9 protein-coding genes are annotated in these 16537 nt (G+C 62.3%); 4 read left to right on the top strand and 5 right to left on the bottom strand.

Annotated elements, in window-relative coordinates; genetic code table 11:
- Positions 1 to 90: 90 nt before the first annotated feature.
- Positions 91 to 1968, top strand: coding sequence for a beta-galactosidase (locus QQJ96_RS11680; RefSeq protein ID WP_284332178.1), 1878 nt, complete (start codon positions 91 to 93; stop codon positions 1966 to 1968).
- Here QQJ96_RS11680 and QQJ96_RS11675 read toward each other — a convergent pair.
- From QQJ96_RS11675 to QQJ96_RS11655, 5 genes are all read right to left on the bottom strand, one after another.
- Positions 1879 to 4203, bottom strand: a complete 2325-nt coding sequence (locus QQJ96_RS11675) for a hypothetical protein (RefSeq protein WP_284332177.1) — start codon at positions 4201 to 4203, stop codon at positions 1879 to 1881. The genes QQJ96_RS11680 and QQJ96_RS11675 overlap by 90 nt on opposite strands.
- A gap of 86 nt (positions 4204 to 4289) precedes the next feature.
- Complete coding sequence (locus QQJ96_RS11670; protein WP_284332176.1) at positions 4290 to 5600, bottom strand: carbohydrate porin; 1311 nt, start codon at positions 5598 to 5600, stop codon at positions 4290 to 4292.
- 236 nt (positions 5601 to 5836) lie between these two features.
- Positions 5837 to 7669, bottom strand: a complete 1833-nt coding sequence (gene typA / locus QQJ96_RS11665; RefSeq protein WP_284332175.1) for a translational GTPase TypA — start codon at positions 7667 to 7669, stop codon at positions 5837 to 5839.
- A 228-nt stretch (positions 7670 to 7897) separates the two neighbouring features.
- The gene (locus QQJ96_RS11660; RefSeq protein WP_284332174.1) at positions 7898 to 8170 is read right to left on the bottom strand and encodes a hypothetical protein; all 273 of its coding nucleotides are present in this window, start codon (positions 8168 to 8170) and stop codon (positions 7898 to 7900) included.
- 93 nt (positions 8171 to 8263) lie between these two features.
- Positions 8264 to 9661, bottom strand: coding sequence for a GntP family permease (locus QQJ96_RS11655; RefSeq protein ID WP_284332173.1), 1398 nt, complete (start codon positions 9659 to 9661; stop codon positions 8264 to 8266).
- Positions 9662 to 9858: 197 nt separating this feature from the next.
- On the opposite strand from QQJ96_RS11655, the gene QQJ96_RS11650 reads away from it, so the two are divergent.
- From QQJ96_RS11650 to QQJ96_RS11640, 3 genes are read left to right on the top strand one after another with little or no spacing between them, the layout of a single operon-like run.
- Entirely contained in the window at positions 9859 to 12093 is a 2235-nt protein-coding gene (locus QQJ96_RS11650; protein WP_284332172.1) for a TonB-dependent receptor, read from the top strand.
- Positions 12094 to 12130: 37 nt separating this feature from the next.
- Positions 12131 to 13159, top strand: a complete 1029-nt coding sequence (locus QQJ96_RS11645) for an extracellular catalytic domain type 2 short-chain-length polyhydroxyalkanoate depolymerase (protein WP_284332171.1) — start codon at positions 12131 to 12133, stop codon at positions 13157 to 13159.
- A 19-nt stretch (positions 13160 to 13178) separates the two neighbouring features.
- The gene (locus tag QQJ96_RS11640; RefSeq protein WP_284332170.1) at positions 13179 to 16469 is read left to right on the top strand and encodes a hybrid sensor histidine kinase/response regulator; all 3291 of its coding nucleotides are present in this window, start codon (positions 13179 to 13181) and stop codon (positions 16467 to 16469) included.
- Positions 16470 to 16537 lie beyond the last annotated feature (68 nt).

Genomic DNA, 16537 nt, shown 5'->3' with positions numbered 1-16537 from the left:
TCTGTCGATAGCGCCATCGGCTCCATCCCCTGCTTGCAGGGAGGGAGCCAGGCGTCGCGGCACACCGGTAACTCCGTGGACGAGGGATGCATGCAACGACGCGATTTTCTTCGATTCGCCCTGCTGACGCCGCTGGCGGCCAGTCTGTCGATGGCCGAAGCCGAGACCAGCAGCAAGCCTTCCGTCGAGCCATCACCCGACGGCAAGCCTCATCGCTTCGAACTCGGTCGCAAGCAATTCCTGCTCGACGGCGCGCCGTTCCAGATCCGCAGCGGCGAAATGCACCCCGCGCGCATCCCGGCTGAATATTGGCAGCACCGCATCCGCATGGCCAAGGCGATGGGTCTCAATACCATCGCCTTGTGCCTGATGTGGAACTACTACGAAAGCGAACCGGGTGCGTTCGATTTCACCACCGAGCGGCGCGATTTCGTGCGCTTTATCAAGATGTGCCAGCAGGATGGGATGTGGGTGTATCTGCGCCCCGGTCCCTATGTGTGCGCCGAATGGGATCTGGGCGGCTTGCCGCCCTATCTGCTGCGCGATCCTTCCATCCGCGTGCGCAGCAAGGACGATGCGCGCTACATGCAGGCCGTACAGCGCTACATGGACGCCGTCGGGCCAAAGATAGCGCCGCTGATGGCGAGCCAGGGCGGCCCCATCCTGATGACGCAGATCGAGAACGAATACGCATCGTTCGGACACGATCTTGCCTATCTGCAACGCCTGCAGACGATGTGGAAGGCGCTCGGTATCGACGGCCCATTCTCTATTGCCGACGGCCTGGGCCAGTTGCAGAAAGCGGGTACTTACGTGCCGGGCGCCGCACTGGGCCTGGATGGTGATACTGATTTCGCCGCCGCCCAGGCCATGGCCGGCGAAGCGCCGGTGTGGATGAGCGAGGGCTATCCCGGCTGGCTTACGCACTGGGGCGACCTGGCCATGCAACGCGGCAACTATCTGCCGACCTTGCGCAAGCTGATGGATGAAGGCCGCTCTTTCAACCTGTATGTCGTGCATGGCGGCACTAACTTTGGCTTTACCGCAGGCGCCAACGCACGCGACGACTACGCCAATTTCGAGCCGGTGATCACCAGCTACGACTACGGTGCACCGATCAACGAACGCGGCGAGGTCACGCCGGACTACCGTGCCTTTCGCACAGTCATCACTGCGCACCTCTCGCATACCGTCCCGGAGGTGCCGCCGCCACCGCCGCTTGCCCACTTCGCCGAAACCATCGCGCGCCCGTTCGCCTCGATCTGGGACAATCTTCCGCTCCCGTCGCGGCTGGTGCAGAAGCCCGATCCGAATGAAATGCTGTTCGCGCAGGATCAGGGCATGGTGGTCTATCGCAAGACGCTGCTGAGTGGGGGCATGCTCAACATGGAGGGCCTGCGCGACTACGGTACGGTATTCAGCGACGGCAAGTATCTGGATTACGTGTCGCGGGTGAACAAGCCCGGCTTGCACGTGAAGAACTATGTCGATATCCCGCCGCCGGCCAATGGCATCGGCACGACGGTGGACGTCCTGGTGGATAGCTTCGGCCATGTCGGCTACGGCCAGGCAATGTACGACTTCAAAGGGATCGTTGGCGCAGTAACGCTGGATGGCGAAGAACTGCATGGCTGGCAAGCGCATAGCCTCCCGCTGGACGAGACTTATATCGCGGGCCTGCCGCCGATGGACGCGAGTTCACCTTCGCGGCTGCGTCCGGGCCTGTTTTTCAAGGCCGTGGTCACTCTCGACAAAGTGGGCGACTGCTACATCGACATGAGCGATTGGGACAAGGGCTACGTGTGGGTCAATGGCCATTTGCTGGGGCGTTATTGGCGCATTGGGCCGCAGCAGCGCCTGTTTTGCCCGGGACCCTGGCTATGGCGCGGGCGCAATGAGCTGCTGGTGTTCGATATGCATAGGGTGATGCCGACGGCGATTCGCTGCAGCGGTCGGCTGCAGGGATAGCTGGTCCGCTTCGGTGTTCGAATAGGAGCGCAAGACGTCAACCACCATCAGCCAGGGGTGGAACGTCATCACCACATGCGAATCGCCCTTAGGCACGCAAATGGCCTGGAACATGCCGTTGGCGCGGAAGATCGGCAGAGCAGCCTCGTTCGCGCGGGCTCTCCAGCCCGGAGCATCAAGATTGCTGACCACAACCCAGGCTGGTGCCGTGGATGTGACATGCAGGTCCACGGAAATGTTGGTCTGGCTGGCGTCGAGGACGTTCGCGCTCGCCGTGCAGCTTGCAGCCAGTTCGCGTGCTTGCGCCGCTTCCGTTTGCGTGCGCGGCAGCAGCCATGTTTCCGCCAGGAAGTCGGTGGCCGAAAAGGCCGGCGACGGGGGCATTTGAGCAACATCCAGAATCTTCGCCGAGGAGGGTGTCAGGATGCGGGGATAGGTCGCGACCAGCTCATAGATATTGACGTCCTTTCCGGTGAATACCCGCTTTTCGGTACGGGTGTCGTTGCTGCCCTGGTTCTGCTTTACCAGATACCGGACGCCCAACAGCTGGTTGATCTTGCTGGATGGATCGGGGTTGTACGGAGAATTCGGGCGAGGATCGCTGCTGTTGGCGTAGTAGCCCATGTAGCGGTTGTAGATGGCAAGTTGCAGTGGGCCGTAACCTTGGGTTGCCGAAAGATCGAGCAAGACCGTGTTGTTCTTCCAGATCGTGCCGCCGTCGACGCTTTCGAAGCGTTGCGGCAGTCCGTTTTGCTTGAGCATACCGGCCAGAGCCTTCGCCGCGGGCTCCGCAAGAAAGTGTTTGGCATTGTCGTGCCATTGATTGAACTTGCCGTTGAGATTGAAGCAACGATAGTCGGCGACCAGGATGAGGAGGAGCCAGAATGCGCTGCGCGACGCGGAGCTTCTCTTGGTCAAGGAGCATAGGGCGATCGCTGCAATGAGGGCGGCAACAATGGTAGCCACCTGCCAAGTGTGACCCGGTGCAGCCATCATGGCGCTCGATACGGCCAGCCACACCATCGCGCCGGCGACCATGGCCAGAATCGTGCGACGCGAAGCAAGGTCGACGTAGCTGGCTGAAATGCCGACGATCACCGCTGCGCTCAGATTCATGATGAAGGCAGCGTCGGCGGGACGGCGGAATTTGTCGACGCCGGGAATCCAGTGGTAGGCCCATGCATAGAAAGGCGTGTTCGGTCCGAACGAATACAAGGCGGCAAGCAGGGCAGCGAAAGCGAAGAAGCCGATGTGTCGGCGATCAGAGCGGATTTTCAAGGCACTGCCGAGGCCGAACATCAGCAAAGCGGGTATTGCGCCGATGTACAGAAAGCTTTCGATATCGCCTGCGGGTCCGTCGTAGGCACCGCGTAGGCTATGCAGCGCATTCGGCGACAAATACGTCCAGAGGGCGCGTGTATCGAGGGATGTGTCCAGGGCTTGCGACTGTGCCAGTGGTTGGCTCGGACGATTGGAAACAACCATGAACGCCCACGTGAACGCAGCCTGCGGGAGTGCGATTGCGGCAGCAACGACAATGGCGAGCATGGTGCCGGTGATGCAGCGCCGACGCGAACCGGCAAGGAGTCTGCCGCGATTTACCCAGAACAGGCCGGCGGCATAGACGGCAATCAACAGCGCCATCATCAGCGCCACTTGGGACGGCTGCGTGAGCATGGCGCCGGCGCAAAACCCCAGCATCAGCCCGCGCAAGTATCCCGGCCGATCGACGAAATACCTGAGCGCAAGCAGGATTACCGGTGCATACGAATACGCGCAGATGATCGGTACGTGCTGCATGCGGCCCGCAGCCACGCCACCGGCCATGAAGACGGCTGCGCCGATCAAGGGGCCGATGCGGCCTCGCGAATGGGTGAAGCGGGAGAGCAGCAGCTGCATGGCGATGCCGCCCATCAGAAGATGCAGTAGCGCTGCCCATACGAACCAGGTGCTACCGGGGTCGGCGCGCAACAGCATCCATGCCATGAACAGGGGCGAAAAGAGCAGTGCCTGGGGATCGGCGATCTGCGGATACCCGGAGAAGATGTACGGGTTCCACCAGGGCGCAAGGCCTTGATGGATGCTGTGTACGTTGAAGTACACCATCGGATAGAACTCGGATACGGCGTCCCCGGGAAGGACGCGGATGCCGAGCAGCAGCGGTAAGTTGAACGCTGCCCAGATCAGTGTGACGATGCCGATATCGCGCAGCCAGATCCTTGATCGTTGCTCCATGCTTGCCAAATCTCCCTAGCTACCAAGCCGGATCGTCAGTGATTCGGCTGTGCGCATTCTATTGCCTGCGCGCTGCTTGAACAGGGCTAAAATTGAATGTGTGCGCGTAGTCCTGCAAAGCGCGCGGGGCCGCGGTCTCTGTTGTAGCCGGGATTGCGAATGAATTGCAGATCGGGGCTGATGGTGAAGTGATTGATCACCGCGATACTGTAGTATAGCTCGGCGATCTGCTCGGGTCCGTAACGCAGGGCGCCGTCGTTCAGCAAAAAGCCGCTGCCTCCCATCTCCAGGTATTGGGTATGCACGTGCGACAGCCCTTCGACAGCAAGCCCCACGCCAAGCCGATCATCCGAACGGCGCCAATGCGCCCCCGATAGCTGGAAGCCGCCGCTCAGTAGCCGATCCACTTCGGTAAAATTGAATGACTCAGTGTGGCCGTCGTTCCATCCGGCGCGCATGAAGAAACCGGTATCGCCATTGTCCGCTACCGGCAGCTCACCGTTGATGCCGAAGCCGAATTTGTGGCGGCCGGGTTTGTCATCCGCATGGATATCGGGCACTTGTCCGCTCAGCTGGGCGAGGTCGATCGCCTGACTGTAGATGCCCATGTTGCCCTTGTTGCGATAGGCGAGGAAGCGCAGCGCCCAGCCATCGGGTTTTGGCTGCAAGGTCAATTCGATTTGCTGCCCGCTGGATACGCCCAATGATTTCACCAGCGCCTGTCCGTTCGCTTCCACCGGCATGCGGTAGATGCCGTAGCGCAAAGACCAGCCGGGCATGACCCAGCCGAGCACGAGGCCATCGGTATAGCCGCGTGTGTCGGCGGCAAAATCCCAGGCGGTGTTGTTCCACAAGGACCAGTTCATGAACTGCGTGCGCGTGGCGTTGGCGTAGCGGTTCCGGTCGAAATCATCGTTCACCGCCATGAAGCCGATCTTTACTTCGATATGCTTGGTCGCCTCATGGCCGGGCAATTGGTCCTGGCCGCGCTCTACCTCGGCGGTTTCATCGCCCAGCGGCAGCACCCAGCGCAGGTAGTTGCGTGCCACGTAGGGCCGCTTGCCCAGGCTGGCAACGCCGGAGCGGATGATGTCGCCGTTGGTGAGCCCGGCTAGCCCGGTGGCATTGCTTACCCCTTCGCCCTTGAACATCTCCACGTCCCAGTAGTACTGCAGGTGCCAGGGCAGGGCGATGCCGAAATAGGCGCCAAAAGTATGCGAACGGGCGGTGGAACCGTCCGCCTTCAGGCTGAGCGGCCCGGAGTAGGGCGAATGCACGCGCGACTGGTTCTGGTCGACGAAGGTGTATTGCGTGCCGAGCCATTGGGGAATGAACAGCGGTGCGTCATCAGCGTGCGAGGCCAGTGGCAAGGCGGCGAACAGCAGGCACGACAACATCTTGCGCCGATTTGGACGTTTAAACGGGTTGATCATGAGCGGAAAGGGCGGACGTCCCCATCGCAAGTGCGGCGGTGATGCTGCAGGGTGGGTGGCGAGGTGTCAATGGCGAACGATAAGCGAGGTACTAGTGGCAACGTCATTCGGCCAGGAGTGGCTTGCTGGAGTGTTGGGATAGGCCGCAGAAAAAAAGGCCACCTTACGGTGGCCTTTTTGTTTACGCGATCGTGCGGCGATCAACCTGCACTGCGCGAAGCCTTCTTGCGATCGTTTTCCGTCAGATGCTTCTTGCGCAGACGAATTTCCTTCGGCGTGACTTCCACCAGCTCGTCGTCGTCGATGAAGTCCAGCGCCTGTTCCAGCGAGAACTTGGTCGCCGGGGTGAGCTGGATCGCGTCATCCTTGCCCGAGGCGCGCATATTGGTGAGCGGCTTGGGCTTGATGGCGTTGACGGTGAGATCGTTGTCCTTGGCGTGGATGCCCACCAGCTGGCCTTCGTACACGGAGTCACCTTCGGCCGCGAACAGCTTGCCGCGGTCCTGCAGCGGCCCAAGCGAATAGGCGGGAGTGGTGCCGGCGGCGTTGGCGATCATTACGCCGTTCAGGCGCTTGGCGATCTGGCCTTCTTCCTTCGGACCATAGTGATCGAACACGTGGAACAACAAGCCCGAACCCTGCGTCAGGGTCTTGAACTGGTTCTGGAAGCCGATCAGGCCGCGTGCCGGGATCATGTATTCCAGGCGCACGCGCCCCTTGCCGTCCGGTTCCATGTTCTTCAGCTGACCCTTGCGGATGCCCAGGCGCTCCATCACCGGACCCTGGTGGTTTTCTTCCACGTCGATCACCAGCTGTTCGATCGGCTCCATCTTCTGGCCGTCCATCTCCTTGATGATCACTTCCGGGCGCGACACGGCCAGTTCATAGCCTTCGCGGCGCATGTTCTCGATCAGCACCGACAGGTGCAGTTCGCCGCGGCCGGAGACGAGGAACTTGTCGGCATCCGAACCCTGTTCGACGCGCAGCGCCACGTTGTGCACCTGCTCGCGCTCCAGGCGGTCCTTGAGCTGGCGGCTGGTGAGGAACTTGCCGCCCGAAAGGTCCTTGTTACCGGCGAACGGCGAGTTGTTCACCTGGAAGGTCATGCTGATCGTCGGTTCGTCGACGGTGAGCGCCGGCAGCGCTTCGGGGGTATCCAGCGCGCACACGGTATCGGAAATGGTCAGCTCCTGGATGCCGGAGATGGCGACGATGTCGCCCGCTTCGGCCGTATCCTGCTCGATGCGCTCCAGGCCCAGGAAGCCGAGCACTTGCAGCACCTTACCCTGGCGCTTCTTGCCTTCGCGGTCGATCACGGCCACCGGCATGTTCTTCTTCAGCGTGCCGCGCTGGATGCGGCCGATGCCGATCACGCCGACGAAGTTGTTGTAGTCGAGCTGGCTGATGCGCATCTGGAACGGGCCGGTAGGGTCCACTTCCGGCTTCGGCGCGTGGTCCATGATGGCCTGGTACAGCGGGGTCATGTCGCCTTCGCGCGCTTCCGGGTCGAGGCTGGCGTAACCGTTCAGTGCCGAGGCATAGACGATGGGGAAGTCCATCTGCTCGGGCGTGGCGCCGAGGCGGTCGAACAGATCCCATACCTGTTCCACCACCCAGTCGGGGCGCGAGCCGGGGCGGTCGATCTTGTTGACGACCACGATCGGCTTGAAGCCCATCGCAAACGCCTTCTGCGTCACGAAGCGGGTCTGCGGCATCGGGCCGTCCATCGCGTCGACCAGGATCAGCACGGTGTCAACCATCGACAGCACACGCTCCACCTCGCCACCGAAGTCGGCGTGGCCTGGGGTGTCGACGATATTGATGCGGTTTTCGCGCCAGGTGATGGCTGTGTTCTTGGCCAGGATGGTGATGCCGCGTTCCTTTTCCTGGTCATTGCTGTCCATCACGCGTTCGGCCAGCACGGTGCGTTCGGACAGGGTGCCCGACTGCTTCAGCAGCTGGTCGACGAGGGTGGTCTTGCCGTGGTCGACGTGGGCGACGATGGCGATATTGCGCAGGTTATCGATGGACATGAGTACAGGGCTGGGGCAGGCCATAGGGCCGCCGCGAAGGGTTGCGGTCAGGGTTAACTTATGGATTATACGGGGTTTTGTGACAGCTTGCTTGCGTTGGCGCGTTGCAGCCCCTCTCTGCGGCGAGAAAGGGGCTGGCTGGGCGGCAAAAACGCGTAGGCCGGGATGGCAATCCCAGCATCGGCAACCCACCAAAGTGGCTTGGGATGGGCATCCCAAGCCTACGGGTCAGGCCTCGGCGTCTTCCTCTTCTTCCTCTTCGTCTTCCTCGAACTGCGCCAGTTCCTCTACGCGCACGAAGTTGGCGGCTTCATCGGCAAAGACGATCTGCTTGCCATCGGCGCACATCGGGCGCACAGCTTGGGTCTTGCTGCCGTTGTCGAGGGTTTCCACCAGGGCGAAACAGACCAGGGCGGCGGCGCTTTCCTCGCCGCTTTCGTCGTAGACGGCGACCCAGCCGGTGGCGGGGAGGATCTGCAGGATGTTCGTGGGCTTGGACATGGGCGGCTCCGCGGGTTGAAAGGCGCGCAAGCTTGCATGGCGTTCATGACGTTGGCAAGCGCGCAGGCGGGTGCGTGCGCCGTCGGGTGGAACTCACACGAGTCCGGTCAGATAAAACGCCGCAATGATTACGAACACCGCCGATGTCTTGATCAACGTCACCGCAAAGACGTCCCGATAGGATTGCCGGTGGGTGAGCCCGGTGACCGCGAGCAAGGTAATGACGGCGCCGTTGTGCGGCAGCGTATCCATCCCGCCCGAGGCCATGGCGGCCACGCGATGCAAAACATCCATCGGAATGCCTGCCGCCTGGGCGTTCTGCACGAAAGTATCGGCCATCGCAGCCAGGGCGATGCCCATGCCGCCGGACGCTGAGCCAGTGATGCCGGCGAGCGAGGTGACCGATACGGCTTCATTGACCAATGGATTGGGCACCGCGCGCAACGCATCCGCCACCACACGAAAGCCCGGCAGGGCGGCAATCACCGCGCCGAAGCCGTACTCGGAAGCGGTGTTCATCGACGCAAGCAGTGCGCCGCTTACCGCCGCCTTGCTGCCCTCGGCGAAAGACCGGGTGACCGGGCGCCAGGCAAACACCAGCACGCACAGCACACCCAGCAACAGCGCGCCCTCCACTGCCCAGATGGCCGCGAGCTTGGAAACTTCCTGTACGACGGGAGCTGGATGGCCGATCACGGCTGGCAGGAACGATTGCGTGTGACCATACAAGCGAGGAATCAGGTGCGTAAAAGCCAGGTTGGCAACGCCCACCAGCGCCAGTGGCAGCAAAGCGATCAACGGGTGCGCCAGTTTGCCGCCGTCGAACGGCGCCGGTTCGTTGATGAGGTTTTCGCCGTAGCCTTCGCCCGCAGCAGCGGCTTTGCGCCGGCGCGATTCCAGGTAAAGCATGCCTACGGCAAGAATGAACAGCGCGCCCAACGCGCCCAGCCATGGCGCCGCCCATGCCGTGGTGCCAAAGAAGGAAGTGGGAATGATGTTCTGGATCTGCGGCGTGCCCGGCAGCGAATCCATGGTGAAAGTGAAAGCGCCGAGCGCGATCGTACCCGGGATCAGTCGCTTGGGGATGTTCGACTCGCGAAACAGTTCCACCGCGAAGGGGTATACCGCGAACACGACCACGAACAATGACACGCCGCCGTAGGTAAGCAGGGCGCACACCAGCACGATCGACAGCATGGCGCGGCTGCGGCCAACCAGGCCGATGGCGGAGGCGACAATGGCTTTGGAAAAGCCGGACAGCTCGATCACCTTGCCGAACACCGCGCCGAGCATGAACACCGGAAAGTAGAGCTTGAGAAAGCCCACCATCTTGTCCATGAACAGGCCGGTGAACATGGGCGCCACCAGCGCCGGGTCGGTCAGCAGCACGGCGCCGAGCGCGGCGATCGGCGCAAACAGGATCACGCTGTAGCCGCGGTAGGCTGCCAGCATTAGCAAGCACAATGCTGCCAGCACGATCAGAAAAGCCATTCGTTAGTCCTTGTTGTTCGGCGCGACCTGTCCACTCGCTTTCCTTGCAGGGAGCGAGCGTGTTGCATGCTGGAGTATCCCGACACGGATGCGTTCAACGGCACTGTACGAAGGTACAAGTGCCGCCCACCCATCCCTTGCCTAAGCTGCGCAGCATGGACATCCGTGGGCGGATGCACGTCACTGCGAGGGGAGACATGAAGCGTAGCCATTTGAGTCTGGCCATTGGTTTGAGTCTGGTTTGCGCCGCGCCGCTGTTTGCGCAGCAAGCCACGGACACCACCGCCACGGCCGGGACAGCTCAGGCGAACCAGGGCGATAGCGGTCCGAAGAAGCTCGACCAGATCACCGTCACCGCGCGCAAGCGTGAAGAAACATTGCAGGACGTGCCGATTGCCGTAAGCGCCTTTACCGCGCAGTCGCTCTACAACCAGAACGTACAAAGCCTGGGCGATCTGCAAGGCAAGGTGCCGGACCTGCAGATCTATGCCGCACGAGGTTCCAACACTACGCTCACCGCGTACATCCGCGGCCTGGGTCAGGCCGATCCCACCTGGGGTTTCGATCCCGCCGTCGGCATCTATCTTGACGATGTATACATGGCGCGTCCGCAAGGCACGTTGCTGGATGTGTTCGACGTGGACCGCATCGAGGTGCTGCGCGGTCCGCAGGGTACGCTGTATGGCAAGAACACCATCGGCGGTGCGATCAAGTACGTTTCCAAGCCGCTGCCGACCAAGACCGAGGGTTCGGTGGAAGTCACCGCTGGCACGCATGGCGAGAAGGACGTGAAGGCAGCCATAGGTGGCGCTACGGCCGATGGCGTGTGGCGCGGACGGGTTGCCGTGGCCAGTGAGCACAACAACGGTTTCGGCAGCGATGTCCTCACCGGCAGCCGCAATGGCAACAAGAACACCAATGCCGCGCGTGCCACTGTGGGTTTCTTCCCTACGCAGAACTTCAGCGCGCAGCTGGAAATCGACGGCATGCACGACAATTCCAATCCGCGTGGCGCGAAGATGCTGGAGGCCAACTCCTTCTACCCGCAGTACCAGCCGCTATCGAGCGACTACAACACGCGCAGCGGCATGCCGCAGCTCAACTGGACCAAGATGAAGGGCGCGGCGCTGACCTTGAATTGGATCGTGAGCCAGGACTGGACGCTTAAGTCCATCAGTGCCTACCGCAGCTCCAAGACCGACAGCAACATCGATTTCGATACCTTGCCGGTCGCGGTGGCGGATGTGAACGCCATCTACAAGGACCACCAGTTCAGCGAGGAACTGCAGGCGAACTACGATTCGGGCGGTGCCGTGCACGGGGTGATGGGTCTGTATTATTTCAGCGGATCGGCCCAAGGCGAGATCCACAATGCGTTCCTGGGTTCGCCGCCCTACAGCCTGCTGGGCTTCTCCGAATACGGCAGTACCGGCGGTAGCATGGGTACCCGCAGCTATGCCGCCTACGGCGACTTCACCTGGGATATCAGCCCGTCGTGGAGCCTAGACGTCGGTGCGCGTGTGACCGACGAGAAGAAGACCGCCATCATCCAGAACTTCCTCTATTCCGATGCCAGCTTCACCCAGGCGATCGGCGTGCTGGCCAATTTCACCGGCGCGCACACTTCCCACAACGCATCGCCCAAGGTGTCGCTGGACTACTCCGTAAACGGACAGGTCAAGCTCTACGGCAGCTATAGCGAAGGCTTCCACTCCGGTGGCTACAACATTCGCGCCAACTGCGCGGCGATTCCGTCGTCCTGCCGGCCGATCCAGGACGAGAAAGTGCAGTCCTTCGAACTGGGCAGCAAGATGAGCTTCTTCGACAACAGCCTGATGCTGAATTCGGCAGTGTTCCATAACGTCTACTCGAACATCCAGCTCTCGGTGTTTACGTCCTACATCCTGCCCAACGGCACCAAGGGCTTCTTCGGCGACTTCACCAACGCCGGCCGGGGCCACATCGACGGCTTCGAAGAGGAATTTGCCTGGTATCCGTCGCAGGCATGGACGCTCAGCGGCAATTTCGCCTACCTGCATACGAAGTACACCGAGTTTCTCAGCGAGGGCGTGAATATCGCCAACACGCAGTTCTTCACCAATGCGCCTAGGTGGTCGGGTGGCCTTACGTTGCAGCGCGGATTTTCGTTGGGTGCGTATGGCGACTTGAACGCGCGGCTCAATTACCAGTACCAGACTTCCGTGTGGCCGGAGACGACGCTGTCGCCGCTGATCAGGCAGGGAGCATATGGTCTGCTTAACGCCGGCCTGATCTGGCAGGTCGATCAACCGTGGTCGATCAGCCTGCAAGGCACGAACCTGGGCAACAAGTCGTATCGCGCCACCGGGTACAACATTGCGGCACTGGGCATCGTGACAGGATTCTATGGACCACCGCGGATGGTGACGCTGTCGGCGAAGTACGCGTTCTGATCTCAGCGACACAGCCTACTCTTGGAGGATGAAAACCATGCGTTGGATGAGCATGTTATGCGTGGGCCTATGGCTGATAGTCGGCATTTCGCACGCCGATGACGCCGCTCAGCCGCTACCCCACTTGAACCTCGACCCCTCGCGTGTCGCGGTCGCTGGCCTATCGTCCGGCGCCTACATGGCAACTCAAATGCAGATGGCCTACCCGGAATTATTTCCGAAAGCGGCCTTGGTGGCAGGTGGTCCTTACGGCTGCGCCGAAGGCAAGCTGCAGACCGCGTTGGGCACGTGCATGAAAGGCCAGCCTGCGCCCGACGTCGCATCCCTGTTGAAATCGGCAAGGCAACGCGAGGCCAGTGGAGAAATCGGCCCCTTGAAGGGCCTCGCGCATGGCCGCGTGTATCTGCTACATGGAACGCAGGATGCCGTCGTGGCGCCAGTGGTGGCGGAAGCCGGAGCGCAGTTCTACACGGCACTGCACGACGGACCGGGGATGTCGGGTTTGCAGGTGGACGATGACGGCCAGCGTGCCTTTGCGCATAACTTGCCCTTGGCCGCCACCGGCGATGACTGCGGCAAATCCGTATCGCCTTACCTTGGGCATTGCGGTTTCGACGCGGCGGGAGCGGTCTTCACCCATTTATTCGGTCCGGCACCGCGCACGGCCGCCGCTGACGCGAGTGGAAAGTTGCAGCGCTTCGACCAGGATGCCCTCAAGCCGGGCGGGGTAGATGCCTTGCTGGCTTCGACTGGCTATCTCTACGTGCCGCCGGATTGCAGGGCAGGCAAGCGTTGCGGCTTGCTGGTGGCGTTCCACGGCTGCAAGCAGAACGTCGATGCGGTGGGCCAGGCGTTTGTGAAGGACGCTGGGTTCAATCGCTGGGCCGACGTCTACGGCGTGGTCATCCTGTATCCTCAGACGAGGGCGAGCTTCGCACCGTTGAATCCGCAGGCATGCTGGGACTGGTGGGGTTATTCGGGCGGCAACTACGACACGCGGCAAGGGGTGCAGCCGCGATGGGTGGTCAACGCCGTAAAAGCGTTGGGGTTGCCGGTACGGCAATGAGCGACGGCTGGGCCGCTGCATGTTGAGCGCCGGCCTGATCGCCACCGCCGCACTGATCTGGCTCGGCCTGCTGTTCGGCGTGGCGCTTACCGGCGAACGCCATCCGCACCTGTTCGAAAAACGCTGGTCGATCGTCTATGCGCTATCGCTGGCGATCCACTGCACGTCCTGGACGTTCTACGGCACCGTCACGCAGGCGAGCCGTTCGGGATGGTGGCTGCCGCCGACGTTCGTGGGTGCGATCCTGATGTATCTGTTCGCGGTGTCGGTGCTGCGCAGACTGGTGCAACTGGCACGCGAATACAACGCCGGTTCGATCGCGGACCTGATCGTGGTGCGGCTTGGGCGTCATGCGGGATTGGCGGCGTTGGTCACCTGCGTGGTACTGGTGGGCATCGTTCCCTACATCGCCTTGCAATTGAAAGCCGTAGCGATGAGCTACACGTTGCTGCGCCGTGGCGAGCTGGCGGAATCGGCCCCGGTACATGACAGTGCCTTGTATGTGGCGTTGCTGATGGCGCTGTTCGCGATGTTGTTCGGCACACGGCGTGCTTCGGCGATGGCGCACAATCGCGGATTGGTGCTGGCAATGGCGTTCGAGTCGCTGTTCAAGCTTGGCGCCATGCTGGCATTGGGCAGCTTGTTGTTTACGCCGCTGCCGGCAGGCGCGGCCATCGGAGCGCCGCCGCCGCATGACAGCAGCGGTTTTCCCGCGCTGATTCTGCTCGGCGCGTTGGCGATGTTCACTTTGCCGCACCAGTTCCACGCCGGCGTGGTGGAGTGCCGCGACAGTTCGCATGTAAATACGGCACGTTGGCTGTTTCCACTGTACATGCTGCTGATTGCGTTGCCGATCCTGCCGCTGGCCAAGCTCGGTGATGCGTGGCTGGCGCCCAGCGGGGTGCCGTCCGATCTTTACGTGTTGGCCTTGCCGCTGGCGCGCAACCAGCACGGGCTGGCGCTGGTGGCGTTTCTGGGAGGACTCAGTGCGGCCACCAGCATGGTGGTAGTGGCGACGCTGGCCTTGAGCCTGATGGTGGTCAACCACTTCATCGCGCCGTTGCGTGTGCGTAGTGGCTGGGGGCGAGAGGAACAAGGCGATCTGCGCGGTGAAGTGCTGAATCAGCGCCGTGCCGCCATTCTTGCGGTGATCTTGCTGGCGTGGGCATACAGTCGATTGCTGGCGCGCAACGACGCGCTGGCGGATATCGGGGCGCTCTCGTTTTCAGCCTTGGCGGGGCTTGCGCCGGCGCTGCTGGCAGCGGTGTATCGCCCACAACTTGGGCCGCGAGCGGTGATGTGGGGTTTGGCGATCGGCACACTGGTGTGGCTGTATGTATTGTTGCCGGCCGGGCTTGCTCATCAGCCGGATTGGCTGTTGCAAGGGCCATTGGGTTTGCGCTGGCTGACGCCGGATGGTTTTCTCGGGCTGGACGATTGGAGTCGGCTCGGCCGCGCAGTAGTGCTGAGTTTATTGGCGAATGCGCTAGCGATGCTGGCTATTGCGAACACGCGTTACGGTCGTCGGCGCTGGAAGCCTGGCGTAAGCAATGTCGCCGTGATGGAACTGCGCGCGCTGGCCGAACGGTTTCTGCCGGCCGAACGGGTGGAGCGTCTTTTCGCTGGCACGAGCATGCAGCGGGCGGCCGGCAATGCACGCGTGGCGGAGGTGGAACACGAATTGGCCGCGGTGATCGGCGCCGCTTCGGCGCGCTTGTTGCTGGAAGCGGTGCATCGCCAAGCGCCCGCCGAGGTCGATACGGTGGCTGCCATCGTTGGAGAGGCGGCGCAGGATCTGCATTTCAGTCAGCGCGTGCTGGAAGCCGCGCTGGAAAACATGAGCCAGGGCATCTGTGTGGTGGATTCGGAATTGCGGCTGGTCGCATGGAACAGCCGCTACGCCACGCTGTTCGGCTATCCGCCGGAACTGCTGCAAGTGGGACGGCCGGTGGCGGATCTGATCCGCCGTAATATCGCCGCGGGAATCATCGGCCCCGGCGACGTGGAGGCGCGCGTGCGACGGCGGCTCGCGCATATGCGCGCCGGCACCGAATTGCTATCGGAGCGCTGCTTTCCGGACGGCACGGTGGTGGAGCTGCGCGGTCATCCCATGCCGGGTGGCGGTTACGTGGCCACTTTCACTGACGTCACGACGTTCCGTGAAACCGAGCACGAATTGATGCTCAGCAATGAAACGCTGGAATTGCGTGTGGCCGAGCGCACCCGCGAACTGGCGCAGGCAAATGAAGCGAAAAGTCACTTCCTGGCGGCGGTGAGCCATGACCTGATGCAGCCCCTGCATGCAGCGCAGTTGTTCGCGCATGCGCTGGCGGAGCGCGGTTACGACGCGGCCCATGCGCGGCATCTGAACGATTCGCTGGCGGCCACGGAAGGTTTGCTGGCCGGCTTGCTGGATATTGCCCGCCTGGAAGGTGGGCGTTTGCATCCGCAGCCACGTGATTTCCCATTGGCGGAGGTGTGGGAACCGTTGGCGGCGGAGTTCCGCGCCTTGGCGCGCGATCGCGACGTTGAACTCAGCGTTGTCGACAGCCGCATCTGGGTGCATTCCGACCCCTTGCTGCTACGGCGCGTGCTCCAGAATTTTCTGTCAAACGCCTTGCGCTACAGCCTGCGCGGTCGCGTTTTGCTGGGGGCGCGCCGGCTCGCTGGCGGCCTGCGGCTGGAAGTCTGGGACACCGGGCCGGGGATCGCCGAGGAGGAACACAGTCTGATCTTCGAGGCCTTTCGGCGCGGTAGCGCGACGGGCGGACAGGGGCTGGGCCTGGGCTTATCGATCGCACAGCGCGTGGCGGCGTTGCTGAATCATCCGCTGGGACTGCGCTCCTGGCCTGGACGCGGCAGCGTGTTCTACCTGGACGTGCCGCGTGCGGCCACGGCGTATCACGCAACCGCGCCTACCGCGGCAGAGCTGCGCCCGCTGCCGTCTGGGCGCGTACTGATCTTGGATAACGAGCCTGTGGCGCTGGCTGCACTCGCTGCTTTGCTGCAGAGCTGGGGTTGGGAGGTGCATGCGGCCGCACAGGCCGAACATGCCTTGGCAGCACCGTGGCGGCCGGATCTGTGCGTATTGGACTATCACCTCGATCGTGGCCAGACCGGGTGGGATGTGCTGCTCGCGCTGCGTCACGACCATCCGCAGCTGCCGGCCGTCGTCCTGACCGCCGATCGCGACGGCGAATTGCGCCAGCGTCTGCACGATGCAGGTGTGGCGTTGCTGTACAAGCCGCTGAAACCTCTGGCGATGCGGCAAGTGTTGCAAAAGGTGATGGCGGGTAGGGAGTTCGTGTAGATCGGGATTTGCCTGGCGAGCCGCTTGTTCGCCGGTCGGTCACATCATACGACTTTAGGCACGGCGGC

This window comes from Dyella flagellata (assembly GCF_030160275.1).
GTDB lineage: Bacteria > Pseudomonadota > Gammaproteobacteria > Xanthomonadales > Rhodanobacteraceae > Dyella_B > Dyella_B flagellata.
The sequence above is the reverse complement of the archived record's forward strand: the minus strand, read 5'-3'. Positions and strand labels throughout refer to the sequence as shown.

Excerpts from the sequence above, each read along its gene's own strand:
- QQJ96_RS11670 (WP_284332176.1), bottom strand. The coding sequence starts at position 5,600 with ATGTTGTCGTGCCTGCTGTTCGCCGCCTTGCCACTGGCCTCGCACGCT.
- QQJ96_RS11640 (WP_284332170.1), top strand. The coding sequence starts at position 13,179 with ATGTTGAGCGCCGGCCTGATCGCCACCGCCGCACTGATCTGGCTCGGC.
- QQJ96_RS11675 (WP_284332177.1), bottom strand. The coding sequence starts at position 4,203 with ATGGAGCAACGATCAAGGATCTGGCTGCGCGATATCGGCATCGTCACA.
- QQJ96_RS11645 (WP_284332171.1), top strand. The coding sequence starts at position 12,131 with ATGCGTTGGATGAGCATGTTATGCGTGGGCCTATGGCTGATAGTCGGC.
- typA (WP_284332175.1), bottom strand. The coding sequence starts at position 7,669 with ATGTCCATCGATAACCTGCGCAATATCGCCATCGTCGCCCACGTCGAC.
- QQJ96_RS11650 (WP_284332172.1), top strand. The coding sequence starts at position 9,859 with ATGAAGCGTAGCCATTTGAGTCTGGCCATTGGTTTGAGTCTGGTTTGC.
- QQJ96_RS11655 (WP_284332173.1), bottom strand. The coding sequence starts at position 9,661 with ATGGCTTTTCTGATCGTGCTGGCAGCATTGTGCTTGCTAATGCTGGCA.
- QQJ96_RS11660 (WP_284332174.1), bottom strand. The coding sequence starts at position 8,170 with ATGTCCAAGCCCACGAACATCCTGCAGATCCTCCCCGCCACCGGCTGG.
- QQJ96_RS11680 (WP_284332178.1), top strand. The coding sequence starts at position 91 with ATGCAACGACGCGATTTTCTTCGATTCGCCCTGCTGACGCCGCTGGCG.